Here is a 15,334-nt window from a genome sequence, read left to right as displayed (position 1 = left end):
TCGGTCGCGTCAGCGCAGCCGTTGGCACCGCGGGCAGAAGTGGCTGGAGCGGTTCATGAACGACATCCGCGTGATCGCGCGGCCGCACCGGGCGCACGGCAGTCCGGAACGCCCGTAGGCGTTCAGCGAGTGCGCGAAGTAGCCCCACTCCACACGTTTGTGACATTGATGCTCGACGAGTCGAAGATCGCCGTGTTTCCGCAGGTGAGAGGCGGTTTGGGCGGGGCATGGATCGATCTTCTGGCGAGCAGCGCTCTTCCCAGTCGGACATGAGCACTCGACCATCATGACATTAAATGGACACGCTGTGGGTGGTCAGACACCACCCGCGTGACTACAGCAGTGTCCCTCCTTGGAGGTCTCGAGAAGGAGATGTCTGCGAGACGCCGATGACGCTACACCGTCTCGCTCTCGTCGAACACGATCTCGACCAAGGGGCTGCCCGTCGTCCAGGCGTCGATGTTCTCCGGCGACGCGCTGGCCCAGCCGTCCATCTCCTCCAGGCCCTGCAGGATCAGCGCGATGACCCGGCGCTTCTCGTCGGGGTCGGTGATCGGCGCGCCCCGGGCCGGCAGGTCTGCCGTCACGCCGTGCTTGAGGTGCACGATCATCCGAGGGTCCTTGCGCAGGTTGGCGTACCAGTCGCGGCGGCCGGGGCTGCCGGAGAGGAACCAGCGCCCGTCGACGTGGTGGAACCAGATCTCGATCCGCCGGGCCCTGCCGCTCGACGCCCCGTAGGTGGTGATGTCGACGGTGTGGTCCCGGGACGGGGCGTTCGGGGCGATCTCGAGGGCTGCGCTGGTCCTCTCGTCCATGGTCACCAGGCGTAGGACATCGGAGCGACGCCCGGCCCCGGCCAGATGCGGTCCAGCTCAGCCAGTGCATCCTCGTCGAGCTCCACGCGCAGCGCGTCGACCGCGGCCTCCAGCTGCGCCTTGGTCCGCGAGCCCGCGATCAGAGTCGACACGACCGGCTGGTGCAGCAGCCACGCCTGGGCGACCGCGGCCGGGCTGTGGCCGAGCTTCGCGCACAGCGCCTCGTAGGCGTCGAGCTGGTCGGACAGCGCCTCGTACGTCTCGCCCTGCAGCGCGCGCCGCTCGGTCCTCTCCCCCGACTTCGGGCGGCCAGCGAGGACGCCCATCGCCAGCGGGCTCCACGGGATCAGCCCGATCCCGAAGTGCTCCAGGGCCGGGACGAGCTCCTGCTCGATCGCCCGGTTGGTGAGGTTGTACAGGCTCTGCTCCGAGACCAGGCCGAAGGAGCCGCGGTGCTGGGCGGTCAGCTGCGCGGTGGCGACGTCCCAGCCGGCGAAGTTGGACGAGCCGACGTAGCTGATCTTGCCCGCGGCGACCAGCTGTTCCATCGCCTGCCAGATCTCCTCGAACGGGGTGGCCCGGTCGACGTGGTGCATCTGGTAGACGTCGATGTGGTCGGTCTGCAGCCGGCGCAGGCTCGCGTCGACCGCGCGGCGGATGTGGTAGGCCGAGAGCCGGCGGTCGTTCGGCCCGAGGCCCATGGGCTGGTACAGCTTGGTGGCGAGCACGATGTCGTCGCGGTGGCCGGACTTCTTCAGCCAGCTGCCGACGATCTCCTCGCTGGTGCCGAAGCCCTTCTCCATGTCCGGGGTCTGCGGGCCGCCGTAGACGTCGGCGGTGTCGAAGAAGTTCACGCCGAGCTCGATGGCCCGGTCCATGATCTCGAACGCCTCGGGCTCGGCAGTCGCGTCGCCGAAGTTCATGCAGCCCAGTCCGACCGCGCTCACCAGCAGCCCCGAGCGTCCCAGGTGCCTGTATTCCATCGTGTTCTCAGTCATGTCTTCCACGCTAGGCAGGCGCGTCCGCGGGAGGGAGTCCTTGTCGTGGGGGGTAACGGCAGGGTCTCCCACACCGCTTCGACTCGGCTCGAGGGCGTGAGTCTCAGGCCGCCGGAAGGGTCGCGGTGTCGATCACGAAGCGGTAGCGGACGTCGGAGGCCAAGACCCGCCGGTAGGCGTCGTTGATCTCCGCTGCGGTGATGATCTCGACGTCGGCCCCGATGCCGTGCTCGCCGCAGAAGTCGAGCATCTCCTGCGTGATGGGGATCCCGCCGATCATGGAGCCGGTCACCGATTTGTGCCCTGCCAGGAACATCCCGCCCACCGGCATCGGGGCGGGTGCCGCGCCGAGGTTGACAATCGCGCCGTGCAGGTCGAGGAGACCCAGGTAGGCGTTGATGTCGATGTCCGCGCTGACGGTGTTGATGATGATGTCGAAGCGCCCGGCGAGCTCGCTGAACGTGGCCGGGTCGGCGGTGGCGTAGTAGTGGTCGGCACCCAGCCTGAGCCCGTCGTCCTTCTTGCGCAGCGACTGGGAGAGCACGGTGACCTCCGCGCCCATCGCATGGGCGATCTTCACCGCGATGTGACCGAGGCCGCCGAGGCCGACGACAGCAACCTGCTTGCCGGGTCCCGCGCCCCAGTGCTTCAGCGGGTTGTAGGTCGTCACACCCGCGCACAGCAGCGGGGCCGCCTGGGCGGGGTCGAGGGCGTCGGGAATGGAGAGCACGAACCCGGCGTCGACGACGACGTGAGTCGAGTAGCCGCCCTGGGTGGTGGTGCCGTCGCGGTCAGGTGAGCCGTAGGTGAAGACGGTCCCGTTCAGGCAGAACTGCTGCTCCCCGCGCAGGCAGTTGATGCACTCGCCGCACGAGTTGACCATGCAGCCGACCCCGACCCGGTCACCGACCTCGTGGGTGGTGACCGAGGCACCGACCTCGGTGACTCGGCCGACGATCTCGTGGCCAGGCGTCAGCGGGTAGGGCTGCGGACCCCAGTCCCCCGCGACGGTGTGGATGTCTGAGTGGCAGATGCCGGCGTACTCGATCTCGATGAGGACATCGTTCTCACCGACCGTACGGCGTTCGACAGTGGTGGGGATGAGCGGTTGCCCGGCAGCCGGGGCGGCGTATGCATTGACGCGCAAGAGAATTACTCCGTGACTTTCTGCCCGCCATCGGCGGGTGGGCTGGATTGAAATAGTGAGGCAGCTGAGTGCTCGGCGGCACCGCGCACCCGCAGCAGGTCGTCAGGTCGGATCGGGCTCGGCTACCGGCCGCAATGCCTCGGTGAAGAAGCTCTGGAGCTTGTCGAACGGGATGAGATCGACCCGGTCGTACATGTCGATGTGTCGGGCACCGGGCACCCAGTGCAGTTCCTTCGGCTCGGACGCCTGCTCGTACAGATGCTCGCTGAACCACGAAGAGAACGACTTGTCGCCGGTGATGAACAGCACCGGGCGAGGAGAGATGTCCGCGAGGTGACGGACTTCCCCTGCGTAGGCGTGGGCGGGGCCGCTGGTGACGGTGAAGCCGCCGATCGAGCGCGGGTGGTGGCCGCGGTCGGTGACGTAGAACTCGTGGAATTCCGCCGTCATCGGGTCGAACTTCTCCGGTGTGAACTCGTCCGGGAACACCGGAGTCAGGGCCGGCTCACCGCTGTCGACATCCGCCCACCGCTGTGCCGCGATGTCGGCGAGGTTCTTGCGGACCTGCTCCTCGCTGACCGTGTCCGCGATGCTGTTGCGGTTCAGACGACTGATGTCGACGACGGCGCTCGTGGCGACGGCCTTGATCCGCGGATCGATCGCAGCAGCATTGAGTGCGAAGCCGCCGGAACCGCAGATGCCGATCACGCCTATGCGCTCCCGGTCCACATACGCCAGAGTGCCAAGGAAGTCGACGCCCGCCGAGAAGTCCTCCGCGAAGATCTCCGGCGAGGTCACGTGGCGCGGCTCGCCGCCCGACTCGCCGTTGTAGGAAGGATCGATCGCGAGCGCCACAAAGCCGCGCTGGGCGAGCTGGTTCGCGTAGACCCCGGGTCCCTGCTCCTTGACCCCGCCGTGCGGCGGCCCGACGACGAGCGCGGAATGGAGTTCCCGCTCATCGACATCCCTCGAGGTGTACAGGCCGGCGGCAATCTCAATGCCGTAACGGTTGGTGAACCGCACCGGGGTGCGCGTCACCTCGGGCGAGATCTCGAAGATGAGGCCATCGTCATACAGCGGCATAGTTCGCTCCCCGCAGGTATGTGGATGTCGGAGCGGCAGATGCCGGCGTAGTGACCACCGGCAGCCGACGCCGCAAAATCGAGGCTAGACGCGCCGCCGGCATCTCTGGGAGTCCCTGCCGGTACCCCTCTCCGTCGGGACTCCCTCGCGCGCGATCAGCGTGGTCGAGTTGGAGTCGGACACCCGCAAACGTAAACCCGAGCCAGCGCGGCTCGAGCCAGCATGAGGACGGAGACACCATGACCGCCTGGCACACGGAGACGATCGAGACGATCGCGGCGACCGACGACTTCCACATCGCCCCGTATCACCCCGACGGCGAGACCACCGGGACGCCGACCTGGATCTGGTCCGTCGTCGTCGACGGCCGGCTGTTCGTGCGGGCCTGGAACGGGGTGAACGGCAGGTGGTACCGCGCCGCGACCGCGCAGAAGGCCGGCCGGATCACAGCCGGCGGGGCCGAGCACGAGGTCGAGTTCGCCCCGATCGCCGATGCGGCGTTGAACGAGAAGATCGACCAGGCCTATCGGGCCAAGTACGACGGCAGTCCGTATCTGCCGCCGATGGTCGCCGCCGGCCCGAGGGCCGCCACCGTCGAAGTCACCCCACGCAGCAACTGAGCACACGAAGGACACACCGAAATGAAGATCACCGTCCTCGGCACCGGCATGGTCGGCCGCACCCTCGCCGGCAAGCTCGACGAGCTCGGCCACGACGTCGCCATCGGCACCCGCGATCCGCGGGCCACCCTCGCCCGCGACGAGTGGACCAAGACCGGCGACGTCGACACCCCGCCCTACGCCGTCTGGCAGGCCGAGCACACGGACGTGCGGCTGCTGGCCTTCCCCGACGCCGGCGCGCACGCGGAACTCGTCCTCAACGCCACCAATGGCGCGAACACGCTGGCCGCATTGGAGGCGGTCGGCGCGCAGAACCTGGCCGGCAAGGTGCTGCTGGACCTGGCGCTGCCGCTGGACTTCTCCGAGGGCTTCCCACCGGTCCTGACGGTGGCCAACACCGACAGCCTCGGCGAGCAGGTCCAGCGCGCCTACCCGGACACCAAGGTCGTGAAGTCGCTGACCAGCGTGTTCTGCCAGGTCATGGTCGACCCGTCCCGGGTGCCCGGCCAGCACAGCATCTTCGTCGCAGGCGACGACGCCGACGCCAAGCGGACGGTGCGCGGGATCCTGGAGAGCTTCGGCTGGCCAGAAGCCAAGACCATCGACCTCGGCGGCATCACCGCCGCCCGCGCCGTCGAGATGTACTCGCGGCTGTACTTCACCCTCGTCGGCGCGCTCGGCACCTTCGAGCTCAACATCGACGTCGTCCGCGCAGCGGGCTGACCCGACAGGAGGGCGACACCATGGCGCTGATCCTGGTCACTGGGGCCGCGGCCGGCCTCGGACAGCTGACCGCCCGGGCGCTCATCGAGCAGGGCCATCGGGTGGTCGTGCACGCCCGCAGCCGCGCCAGGCTCGACGAGCCGGCCGTGGCGGGAGCTCGCGGCGTCGTCCTCGGGGACCTCGCCCGGGACGACGAGACCCGCCGGGTCGCCGAGCAGGCGAACGAGCACGGCAGGTTCGACGCGGTCATCCACAACGCCGGCGTCATGGGCTCGCCGGAGGTCTACGCGGTCAACGTCGTCGCGCCCTACCTGCTCACGGCGCTGATGACGCCGCCGCGGCGCGCGATCGTGCTCTCCAGCTCGATGCACCGCACCGGTGGCACCGAGCTGGGCGGCCTCTCCTCCCCCGGTGCCGGGGAACGCGCCCGCGCCTATGACACCAGCAAGCTGATGATCACCGCGTTCGCGATGGCCATGGCCGAGCGCCGGCCCGAGACGCTGTGGCACGCCGTCGACCCCGGATGGGTGCCCACCCGGATGGGCGGCCCGGGCGCGAGCGACGATCTCGAGGCCGGCCACCGCACCCAGGAGTGGCTCGCCACCGCCGACGCAGACACCATCGACCCGAGGACCGGCGGCTACTGGCACCACCGGCGGACCCAGCGTCCGCACCCGGACGCCCTCGACGAGCGCTACCAGGCCGAACTGCTGGCACGGCTCGCCGAACTGACCGGCACCGAACTGCCCTGACCCCTGCGCACCCGTGCGCGCCGAATCCGCATCGCGACAAGGAGCACCATGACCGCCTCGCCCACCATTACCTTCCACGACGGCCGCTCGATCCCCCAGCTCGGCTACGGCGTCTGGCAGGTCCCCAGCGACATCGCCGCCGACGTCGTCGGCCAGGCCCTGTCCGCCGGATACCGGCACGTCGACACCGCACGCTCCTACGGCAACGAGGCCGGCGTCGGCCAAGGGGTCAGGGACTCGGGCCTGGACCGCGACCAGGTCTTCGTCACCTCCAAGCTCCGGAACTTCGAGCATGGCCGTGACAAGGCATTCAAGGCGTTCGACGCGACCATGGACGCCCTCGGCCTGGACGAGCTCGACCTCTACCTGATCCATTTCCCCGTGCCGACGCAGGGCCTGGCCGTCGAGACCTGGAAGGCGCTGGTCGAGCTGCACGAGCAGGGCAGGGTCCGCTCCATCGGCGTCTCCAACTTCCGCATCCAGGACTTGGAGCGGATCGAGGCCGAGACCGGCGTGCTACCGGTGATCAACCAGATCGAACTGCACCCCTACTTCGCCCAGGACGAGCTGCGCTCCTACCACGCCGACAAGGGCATCGTCACCGAGTCCTGGTCCCCGCTGGGCATGGGCGGCGGCGAGCTCACCGACCCCGTCATCACCGACATCGCCGCCGCGCACGACGCGACCCCGGCCCAGGTGATCATCGCCTGGCACCTGGCCCTCGGCCTCGTCGTGATCCCCAAGTCCGTCACCCTCGAGCGGATCGTGTCCAACCACGCCGCCCTCGACCTCGCGCTCACCGACGACGAGGTGCGGGTGATCAGCGCGCTCAACAAGGGCGAGGCCGGCCGGCAGGGAGCGGACCCGAACACCTTCGCCTGACGCCGCGGATGGCCGGCCTGCTGACTCGGCGCGTCGTCAGGACCGCGGGAACGGCACGCCCGTGGCCGATTCGAGCGCGTCCAGCAGACGGCCCTGGGCCGCCGTGTCGTGGATGACCGGGTTCACGTCGCCGTAGGGCTCCCGGTGGAACAGGAACCGACCGGACACGCGGCTGCCGGGCTCGGTCGCCTCGGCCAGCCACGTCTGGGTCGTGTAGCCTTGGCGCAGGTCGTCGGTCGGTGTGCCGGTCAGCTCGCCCATCCGGGTGGGCACCCAGCCCGGGTGCACGAGGTTGACCCACACGCCCGGCCACAGCCTGTCCACCGCCATCGCCAGTGTGGAGACCTCCGCCTTGGACTCGCCGTAGGAGACGCCCGCGCCCCGGCGGCCGATGTCGTCCAGCCGGAGGTCGCCGTGGTGGGCGTTGGAGGACAGGTACACCAGCCGCTTCGGCTTCTCGACAAGGCTGGTGAGGATGTAGGGCGAGAGCACGTTGACCGCCAGCGTCTCCTCCGGCGTCCCGTCGTACACCCCGACGTTGTGGACGACCACGTCGAACGGGCCCAGCCCGTTGACTTCTTCGGCCAGCCGCCGCGTGCGGTCCAGGTCGGCGAAGTCCCCGACCACCACGTCCTCGAGTCCCGGGACGTCGCGGCGGACGTCGGCGGCGCGCTGCTCGCTGCGGGCGTGCGCGACCACGTGATGGCCGCGATGGGTCAGGTAGGAGGCGGTCAGCTGGCCGAGGCCGGCGGTCGACCCGGTCACCAGGACGCGCAGGCCGCTGCCGGAGCCCGCGGGCTCGATGTCGTCCTCGATGTGCTGCAGCTCTGCTGCCATCGCCGCGGTGTTGTAGGTGCCGGCACCGAACCTCGAGGATCCTGACGCCGCCGACGCGGCCGGACTCCTCCGGCCGCTGCTCGTCGGGGTCGGCTCCGTGGTGCAGCCGGTGAGCAGCAGGCCGCCGCCCAGCAGGACGGCTCCGATGGCTTCGCGTCTGGTGATCATGGGTGTCCTTCGCTCGGTCAGTCGGCTCGCTGGATGGTCACGGCGAACGGCTCGTCCCGGTGGTCCAGCACCGTCAGGTCGCCGTCGATGCGCCCGAGCCGGGCCGCGCCCTCCCACTCCCCGAGGTCGGAGTAGGTCAGCGACACGACACCGGTGGGCGCGTAGAAGCTCAGGTCGCCCGCGACCGGGGAGTCGCGCTCCGGCATGCCCTCCATCGTCAGCGGACGCGGCGGCTCCGCGACCGCCTCCCGTCCGCCGTAGTCGGAGAACTCCAGCGTCAGCGGCAGCTGCTCCAGCAGCGAGTCGGCCGCCGGGTTGTCCCACAGCCTCGCCTCGAGGGTCTGCTCGCCGACGACGATGCGGACCGGCGTCCCGACGCCAGAGCTGTCCGAGTCGCTGGAGGACGCGGCGGACGAAGTGGGAGACGACGAGCGCTCCGGCGCGCCTGGGCCTGGCGAGGCGCAGGAGGCGAGGCCGAGGCCGGCCAGCAGCAGGGCCGTGGCGACCGCGGCGAGCCTTCCGGCGGCGCTTCGGGGAGCAGTGGTCTGGTCGGGCACGCGTTCCACGCTAGGCACGGACTGCGCGGGTCGGGAGCCCCTGTCGGTGGGAGTACCCGCAGGGGCCCCCACCGCAGCGAGGTCGTCCGGCGTCGAAGAGAGGGGGACCCGGATGCGGTCCTTCAGGTCCGCCGGCTGTCCGGCCGCTGCTTCTGGTGATGACTCATGTCGCCGAGGCCGTCGGTCAGGATCCACCGCTCGGTGAACCGCCACTCGCCGTCGATGATGGCGAAGCGGTCGTCGTAGCGGGCCTGCGACAGCAGCTGCAGCGGAAAGGCCTCGGTGACCTGGGTCAGGTGCACGTACGACACGGCGCTGGCGGTCCTTCCGTCGTCGGCGACGTCGACCAGGACGTTGGTGACCATGTGCCGGGTGCCCAGACGCCCGCCGTGCACCTGCAGGTTCTCCCTCAGCCAGGCCAGCTTCGCATCCGCGCCGCGCAGCGACGTCTCCGCGGAGAAGTGCCAGGTCGCGTCGGAGAACAGCTCCGCGACGGCCTCGAAGTCGGCGGCGTCGAGCCGGTGGCAGTAGGCATAGATCAGGCGGGTGATCCGGTGCTCGGCCTCGAGCCGCTCCAGCGCAGAGATCATGCGACGCTCCTCAGGTCTCCGGGACGGACGCCGTCGCATCGTCACCCATCGATGTTGTGGTCCGGCTCAGTCGGCGAGCTCGATCCTGCCGGGCTTGGAGCCGTCCCAGCCCTGGAAGGCCGCCACGTCGACGTCCATGTGGCCGAGCACGGCGGTGCCGGGGAAGTAGCCGATCTTGGAGTAGTGGAAGACGATCACCTGGCCGCCGTGGTTGTAGCCGATGTCGGCGATCTCCGGGTCGCAGCCGGCGGGCATGCCCTCCATGGCGAGCCGCTCGGGCAGCTCGGCCAGGACCTCCTGCCGGGCGTAGTCGCGGAACTCCAGGTCCAGCGGCAGCTGGTCGCGCAGCGCGTTCGCCGCGGGATTGTCGTGCAGGACTGCCTCGATCACCTGGTCGTCCAGACTGATGCGGAGATCGGGGTGTCGCTCATCGTGGATCTCCTTCGGCTCAGGCCGGCTCTTCGCCGACGGTGGTGCGGAACGGACCGGGCTGGGCGTGGAGCTGCCACAGCCGATCGGCCAAGGCGTCGGAGGCGAACAGCGGGTCCCCTCCGTCGATGCCACCGGGGATGATCAGCTGGGCGACGCGGATGCCATCCGGCTCCAGGGCATCGTGGAGCATCTGCCCGTAGGCCGACTCACCGGCGAACGCGACCGAAGTGCCGGTCACGCTCCCGTTCGGGGTCGCGGCGCTGGAGCCGTTGGGGAACAGGATCGTGCCCCGCCCCGCCTCCTGCATGGCCGGCAGCACAGCGCGCACGGCGGTGACCGGGGCGTAGACCGACTGCTCGACCGGGCCCACCAGGTCCTCGGCGGTGGTCTCCAACACAGGCTTCATGAACTCCTTGGCCGGCACCGGGCTGTACTGCAACACCTCGATCGTGCCCAGGTCGGCGGACGCGGCATCAAGCGCCGCGGTGAGGGCATGCGGATCGCGGGCGTTCGCCGCGTAGCCACGGGCGGTGATGCCCTCGGCGGTCAGCTCGGCGGCGAGCCTGTCGACGTTGGCCTGGGTGCGGGAGACGAGGGCGACGGAGTAGCCCTCGCGTCCGAACCGGCGGGCGGTGGCGATGCCGAGCCCGGGGCCGGCACCGATGATGGCGATCGTGGGCATGGAGTCCTCTTCTGTCGACGCTGGTTGCGCGGGCTGCTCCCGCCCGATCAACGCTAGGTGCGGGGCCTGGCTCGAGGGAGACCCTCCGGGTACCCCCACCGACCGGGGCTCCTTCATCCGCCTCGGAGGTGGTTGCGTGGAGGCTCAGGACCACCGCATCGCGAGGAGCGACCCATGACGAACGCACGCGGCATCGCTGCCATCTCGACCGCCGCGGCCATCGCCGCACTCCTCGCCGCCTGCAGCGCGCCGGGCCCCCAGGACAGATCGGCCCCGTCGACCACCGCCGCACCGTCCACCCGGCCCTCCCCGTCGGCCTCGGAGACCTCGGCGGCACCAGCGGACCAGGTCGAAGGCACCCGCGTGCATTTCACCGCAGGGTCCACCGTGGTGGAAGCGACGATCACCGAGGACAGCGCGACCACGCGGGACTTCCTGTCCCGGCTGCCGATGACCCAGGAGTTCGAGGACTTCCACGGGCAGGAGAAGATCACCTACCCCGAGGAGCCGTTCGACTACACCGGGACCGCGGGTATGACACCGAAGGTGGGCGACCTCTTCTCCTACAAGCCCTGGGGCAATCTCGGCTTCTTCTACGACACCGACGGCCTCGGGCACTCCGACGGCCTCGGGCACTCCGACGACCTCGTCCGCCTGGGCACCACCGACGACCTCGACGCCGTCAAGAAGCTCGACGGCCAGCAGGTCACCATCTCCGCCGCTCGATGACGCGGACTCCGGGCCCGATGATCCAGTCGGCTCCGTCCGGGCCGGGGTGGCGCACACGATGACGGGGCTCGCAGGGAGGTCGTGACGGACGGCTCGGAGATCATCGCCCTGCAACCAGGCCACCCAAAACCGATCCGCCCTCGATCGCTAGGAATCCGTCCGTTCGAAGTCGAGGATGATCCGGCCCCGCAGTCCGCCCGCGTCGAGGAGCGCGTGCGCGGTGCTCGCCTCGGCCGCCGGGAGCACCCTCGCGACCCGCAGCGGCAGCACGCCCTCCGACGCCTGCGCGCCCAGCACCGTGATCGCGTCGTGGTCGGTCACGCGGTCGCGGACGTTGACGTGCACGATCCGGACGCCTCGGCCGGGGTCTGCGTCGGACCAGGGGCGCAGCGCGATCAACGCTCCGCCGTCGCGCACCGCGGGCAGGATCTGCGCGCCGAGCCCGGCCGCGTCGATGACCGCGTCCACGCCGCCGGGGACCAGAGATCGCACGCGCGCCGCGGGGTCGCCGCCGCGCGGGACGACCCCCGACGCGCCGACAGAGCTCAGGAACTGCTCATCCGCCGGCGATGCCAGCGCCACCGGGCGCAGCCCGTCGGCGGCGGCCAGCGCGACGGCGTACCCGCCGACGGCCCCGGCCGCGCCGGTGACCAGCACCGTCGATCCGGATGGGAGGTGGAGCGCGTCCAGGGCGCAGCGGGCGGTCAGCGCGTTCATCAGGAACGACGCGCCCTCGGGGAAGGTCGCCCCGTCCGGCATGGGGATCACCGAGGCTGCCGGCAGGCAGACGAACTCGCTGTAGCCGCCGTGGGAGCCGATGTTGTCCACGACCCCGGTCACTGCCTGACCGGGGCGGATCCCGGGGCCGGGTTCGACATCGTCGCCGATCTCGTCGATCGCTCCGGCGACATCCATGCCGGGGATGAACGGCGGGGCCATCCCTTCGTACCAGGATGCCAGCGCGCCGGTGCGCAGCACCGCGTCGGCCGGGTTGACGCCGGCCGCGTGCACCCGGATCCGCACCTGCCCGGAGCCCGGGTGCGGGTCGGGCAGCTCGACCGGGCCCAGGACCTCCGGGCCGCCGTAGCGGGACAGGCCCACCGCCTGCATCGTCAGTCCGCCTCGAGGAGTGCGACCTCGTCGGCCGTGAGCGCGAGGTCGGCAGCGAGGGCCGAGTCCTGGATGCTCGCGGGCCGGGAGGCACCCGGGATGGGGATCACGACCGGCGACAGCGCCAGCTCCCAGGCCAGGCAGACCTGCTGCGGGCTGACGCCGTGCTGCTCGGCGACCCGCGCGAACGGCGCGAAGCGCTCACCGAGCTGCCCCGCCTTGCCGATGCCGCCCAGCGGGCTGTACGGCAGGAAGGCGACTCCCAGCTCGGTGCACAGCTCCAGTTCGGGCCGGCTGGAGCGGAACGCGGGCGAGAACTGGTTCTGCACCGACGCGAGACGACCGCCCAGGATCTCGTGGGCCGCGCGGATCTGGTCCGGGTCGGCGTTGGAGATCCCGGCCATGCGGATGACGCCTTCGTCGAGCAGCTCGGCCAGCGCCCCGATCGACTCCTGGTACGGAACCTGCGGGTCGGGCCGGTGGTGCTGGTAGAGGCCGATGGCGTCGACGCCGAGCCGGGCCGCGGACGCCTTCGCGGCCTCTTTGAGGTGCTCGGGCCGACCGTCGACGGCCCACGGCCCGCCGGTGGGGCGCAGGTGGCCGCCCTTGGTCGCCACCAGGATGGTGCTCTTGTCGCCGGTCCAGGTCGACAGGGCCTTGGCGATCAGGTGCTCGTTGTGTCCGACCGTCTCTCCGTCCGCCTCGTCCAGCGGAAGGTGGTAGGCGTCTGCGGTGTCGATGAGCGTGACCCCGGCGTCCAGGGCCGCGTGGATGGTCGCGATCGAGCGCGACTCGTCCTGGGGCCGGCCCTCGATGGACATCGGCATCGCGCCGAGCCCGATCGCGCCGACGTGCACATCACCGATCGTGCGCTGCTGCATACTTCCGTCTTCCTTCTCGTTGTTCATCGATCAATTCCCGGTCGCAGCCAGCGCATCAGAGGACGGAGGTGCGCTGTGCAGGCAGCAGTGCCGAACGGGCGCTCGGCGCACCGGTCGCGGGGGCCGCACCAGCCCGAGGCGTGTCGAACCGTGGTTCAGCTCTTGGACTTCTTCTCGTCGAGCGCCGGCTCCTCGATCGCCGACACGGGGTACTCGCTGGCCGCCCACGAGGCGAGCAACTGCATCTTCTCCTCCGACTCCGAGCCCGGTTCGGCGGCGTAGATCGTGATCGACAGGCCCGGCTCGGACTCCATCTCCATGCCCTCGTAGGCCAGGGTCATCTCGCCGACCACGGAGTGGTGGAACGTCTTGAACCCGGTGCCGTGGTGGCGGACGTTGTGCGAGCCCCACCGTGCCCGGAAGTCGGTGCTGCGGGTGGACAGCTCCCCGATCAGGTCGTGCAGCTCCTTGTTGTGCGGGTCACGGCCCGCCTCGGTGCGCAGGATCGCCACCGTCACGTCGGCGAACATGTCCCAGTCCGGATAGAAGTCGTAGGCCCGCTCGTCCAGGAAGGTGAACCGGGCGATGTTCGGCGGCTGGCCCTGGATGCGGCCGGGCATGTCGTAGACGTCCTTGTAGAACGCCCGCGCCAGCGTGTTGGCCGCGAGGATGTCCATGCGCCCGTTGCGCACGAACGCTGGTCCGGCGGTCACGGCGTCGAGGATCCACTGCAGGCTCGCATGCGGTTGCCAGCACTTCGGGTTGCGCCGCCGCGGCGGACGGGCCACCGGGCTGGCCGCGTGGGCCAGGTCGAACAGGTGGGCCCGCTCGGCGTCGTCCAGCCGCAGCGCCTTCGAGATCGCGTCGAGGATCTCCGGGGACGCGCCGCTGATCGCGCCGCGCTCGAGCTTGGTGTAGTACTCCACGCTCACCCCGGCCAGGGTCGCCACCTCGGTGCGGCGCAGCCCCTCCACGCGGCGGTTCGCGCCGCCCGGCAGGCCGACGTCGTCCGGCGTGACCCGAGCGCGCCGGGACGTGAGGAACTCACGCACTTCAGCTCGATTGTCCATGCCGTCAACGGTAGGCCGGTGCGCCGTGCCGATGGGAGTCCCTCGCGGTACCCCTCTCGAGCGGGACTCCCGCGGACGCGAGAAGCGAAGAAGCATGGATGTATGCCGGCAGCGAGGGAAGAGCCCGTGGCCGCCGGCGCACGAATCGACACAGAAGCCAAGAGGAGATCCCACATGCGCGCCGTCATTCTGCAGGCACCCCGCGAAGTCAGCGTCGAGACCGTCGAGGACCCGACGATCGTTGACCCCGCCGACGCCGTCATCCGCCTCACCGCTACCTGCATCTGCGGCTCCGACCTCTGGCCCTACCGCGGCATCGAGCACAAGGACGGTCCTGAGCAGATGGGTCACGAGTACATCGGCGTCGTCGAGCAGATCGGCCCCGACGTGAAGGAGATCCAGGTCGGCGACTACGTCGTCGGCTCGTTCGTCGCATCCGACAACACCTGCGAGATCTGCCAGGCCGGCTACCAGTCCCGCTGCGTCCACCAGGTCATGATGGGCGCGATCGGCACTCAGTCCGAGAAGGCCCGGATCCCGCTGGCCGACGGGACACTCGTCAAGGTCCCCGGCGAGCCCACCGAAGCCCAGGCCAAGAGCCTGCTGGCCGCCTCCGACGTCCTCGGCACGGGCTGGTTCGCCGCCGTCGCCGCCGAAGCCGGACCCGGCAAGACCGTCGCCGTCGTCGGCGACGGGGCCGTCGGCCTCCTCGGCATCCTCGCCGCCAAGCGCCTCGGCGCGGACCGGATCATCGCGATGTCCCGCCATGCCGACCGCCAGGCCCTCGCGAAGAAGTTCGGCGCGACCGATGTCGTCGAGGAGCGCGGCGAGGAGGGGATCGCCAAGATCAAGGAGCTCACGAACGGCTACGGCGCGCACTCCACCATCGAGGCCGTCGGTACCCAGGAGTCGATGGAGCAGGCCATCCACGCCACCCGGCCCGGCGGCCACGTCGGGTTCGTGGGCGTCGGCCACGGCGTCGAGCTCGACGGCCTGGACCTGTTCTTCTCCTCGGTACACCTGCACGGTGGCCCCGCCCCGGTGCGCCGGTTCCTGCCCGAGCTCATCGACCTGATCATGACCGACCAGATCGACCCCGGAGCCGTCTTCGACCTCACCCTGCCCCTCGACGAGGCCGCCGAGGGCTACCGGGCGATGGACGAACGCCGCGCCACCAAGGTGCTCCTCACCGTCTGATCCTCGTCCGCGGTGCGGGGCCCCGGACTTCCCCGGTCCGCACCGCCCAACCCCTTTCCCT

18 protein-coding genes and 1 pseudogene are annotated in these 15,334 nt (G+C 70.2%); 6 read left to right on the top strand and 13 right to left on the bottom strand.

The features are described 5' to 3' along the window. Window positions 1-9 precede the first annotated feature (9 nt). The 5 genes and pseudogenes from AC3RX0_RS04840 to AC3RX0_RS04820 form a co-directional block, all read right to left on the bottom strand. Window positions 10-144, bottom strand: a pseudogene (locus tag AC3RX0_RS04840) (zinc finger domain-containing protein); the annotation flags it as partial. Between the two features lie 251 nt (window positions 145-395). Further along, entirely contained in the window at window positions 396-815 is a 420-nt protein-coding gene (locus AC3RX0_RS04835; RefSeq protein ID WP_491504793.1) for a nitroreductase/quinone reductase family protein, read from the bottom strand. A 2-nt stretch (window positions 816-817) separates the two neighbouring features. Then, window positions 818-1,798: an aldo/keto reductase gene (locus AC3RX0_RS04830; RefSeq protein WP_491505384.1), complete on the bottom strand. Its 981-nt coding sequence runs from the start codon at window positions 1,796-1,798 to the stop codon at window positions 818-820. A 118-nt stretch (window positions 1,799-1,916) separates the two neighbouring features. Then, window positions 1,917-2,960, bottom strand: a complete 1,044-nt coding sequence (locus AC3RX0_RS04825) for an NAD(P)-dependent alcohol dehydrogenase (protein WP_491504792.1) — start codon at window positions 2,958-2,960, stop codon at window positions 1,917-1,919. A gap of 102 nt (window positions 2,961-3,062) precedes the next feature. After that, entirely contained in the window at window positions 3,063-4,043 is a 981-nt protein-coding gene (locus AC3RX0_RS04820) for an alpha/beta hydrolase (protein WP_491504791.1), read from the bottom strand. A 239-nt stretch (window positions 4,044-4,282) separates the two neighbouring features. Between AC3RX0_RS04820 and AC3RX0_RS04815 the strand changes: the two genes are divergently transcribed. The 4 genes from AC3RX0_RS04815 to AC3RX0_RS04800 are packed head-to-tail and all read left to right on the top strand — an operon-like array spanning window position 4,283 to window position 7,020. Then, complete coding sequence (locus tag AC3RX0_RS04815; protein WP_491504790.1) at window positions 4,283-4,663, top strand: DUF2255 family protein; 381 nt, start codon at window positions 4,283-4,285, stop codon at window positions 4,661-4,663. Window positions 4,664-4,684: 21 nt separating this feature from the next. Continuing rightward, a complete protein-coding gene (locus AC3RX0_RS04810) occupies window positions 4,685-5,386 on the top strand; it encodes an NADPH-dependent F420 reductase (RefSeq protein ID WP_491504789.1) in 702 nt (233 codons plus the stop codon). 20 nt (window positions 5,387-5,406) lie between these two features. Continuing rightward, entirely contained in the window at window positions 5,407-6,138 is a 732-nt protein-coding gene (locus AC3RX0_RS04805) for an SDR family NAD(P)-dependent oxidoreductase (protein ID WP_491504788.1), read from the top strand. A 48-nt stretch (window positions 6,139-6,186) separates the two neighbouring features. Next, on the top strand, window positions 6,187-7,020 hold the full coding sequence (locus AC3RX0_RS04800) for an aldo/keto reductase (protein WP_491504787.1): 834 nt from the start codon (window positions 6,187-6,189) through the stop codon (window positions 7,018-7,020). 36 nt (window positions 7,021-7,056) lie between these two features. Here the strand turns inward: AC3RX0_RS04800 and AC3RX0_RS04795 are convergent, their stop codons facing one another. The 5 genes from AC3RX0_RS04795 to AC3RX0_RS04775 all read right to left on the bottom strand — a co-directional run bounded on the left by AC3RX0_RS04795 (window position 7,057) and on the right by AC3RX0_RS04775 (window position 10,286). Then, on the bottom strand, window positions 7,057-8,025 hold the full coding sequence (locus AC3RX0_RS04795) for an SDR family NAD(P)-dependent oxidoreductase (RefSeq protein WP_491504786.1): 969 nt from the start codon (window positions 8,023-8,025) through the stop codon (window positions 7,057-7,059). Window positions 8,026-8,042: 17 nt separating this feature from the next. Then, window positions 8,043-8,582 (bottom strand): cyclophilin-like fold protein, encoded by a 540-nt coding sequence (locus AC3RX0_RS04790; RefSeq protein ID WP_491504785.1) that lies wholly within the window; start codon window positions 8,580-8,582, stop codon window positions 8,043-8,045. Window positions 8,583-8,704: 122 nt separating this feature from the next. Continuing rightward, a complete protein-coding gene (locus AC3RX0_RS04785) occupies window positions 8,705-9,172 on the bottom strand; it encodes a nuclear transport factor 2 family protein (RefSeq protein ID WP_491504784.1) in 468 nt (155 codons plus the stop codon). A 66-nt stretch (window positions 9,173-9,238) separates the two neighbouring features. Next, complete coding sequence (locus AC3RX0_RS04780; RefSeq protein ID WP_491504783.1) at window positions 9,239-9,736, bottom strand: cyclophilin-like fold protein; 498 nt, start codon at window positions 9,734-9,736, stop codon at window positions 9,239-9,241. Then, on the bottom strand, window positions 9,621-10,286 hold the full coding sequence (locus AC3RX0_RS04775; protein WP_491504782.1) for an SDR family NAD(P)-dependent oxidoreductase: 666 nt from the start codon (window positions 10,284-10,286) through the stop codon (window positions 9,621-9,623). The genes AC3RX0_RS04780 and AC3RX0_RS04775 overlap by 116 nt, the downstream gene beginning before the upstream one ends. A gap of 174 nt (window positions 10,287-10,460) precedes the next feature. On the opposite strand from AC3RX0_RS04775, the gene AC3RX0_RS04770 reads away from it, so the two are divergent. Continuing rightward, complete coding sequence (locus tag AC3RX0_RS04770) at window positions 10,461-11,015, top strand: cyclophilin-like fold protein (protein ID WP_491504781.1); 555 nt, start codon at window positions 10,461-10,463, stop codon at window positions 11,013-11,015. A 147-nt stretch (window positions 11,016-11,162) separates the two neighbouring features. Here the strand turns inward: AC3RX0_RS04770 and AC3RX0_RS04765 are convergent, their stop codons facing one another. The 3 genes from AC3RX0_RS04765 to AC3RX0_RS04755 all read right to left on the bottom strand — a co-directional run bounded on the left by AC3RX0_RS04765 (window position 11,163) and on the right by AC3RX0_RS04755 (window position 14,076). Next, complete coding sequence (locus AC3RX0_RS04765; RefSeq protein WP_491504780.1) at window positions 11,163-12,116, bottom strand: NADP-dependent oxidoreductase; 954 nt, start codon at window positions 12,114-12,116, stop codon at window positions 11,163-11,165. Between the two features lie 11 nt (window positions 12,117-12,127). Continuing rightward, window positions 12,128-13,006: an aldo/keto reductase gene (locus AC3RX0_RS04760; RefSeq protein ID WP_491505383.1), complete on the bottom strand. Its 879-nt coding sequence runs from the start codon at window positions 13,004-13,006 to the stop codon at window positions 12,128-12,130. A gap of 155 nt (window positions 13,007-13,161) precedes the next feature. Beyond that, the gene (locus tag AC3RX0_RS04755; protein WP_491504779.1) at window positions 13,162-14,076 is read right to left on the bottom strand and encodes a helix-turn-helix transcriptional regulator; all 915 of its coding nucleotides are present in this window, start codon (window positions 14,074-14,076) and stop codon (window positions 13,162-13,164) included. 174 nt (window positions 14,077-14,250) lie between these two features. Here AC3RX0_RS04755 and AC3RX0_RS04750 point away from each other — a divergent pair, with 174 nt between their 5' ends. Continuing rightward, window positions 14,251-15,273, top strand: a complete 1,023-nt coding sequence (locus AC3RX0_RS04750; RefSeq protein WP_491504778.1) for a zinc-dependent alcohol dehydrogenase family protein — start codon at window positions 14,251-14,253, stop codon at window positions 15,271-15,273. Window positions 15,274-15,334 lie beyond the last annotated feature (61 nt).

It is taken from the genome of Microbacterium sp. W1-4-2, assembly GCF_058349885.2.
This window is presented reverse-complemented; position numbering and strand designations above follow the sequence as displayed.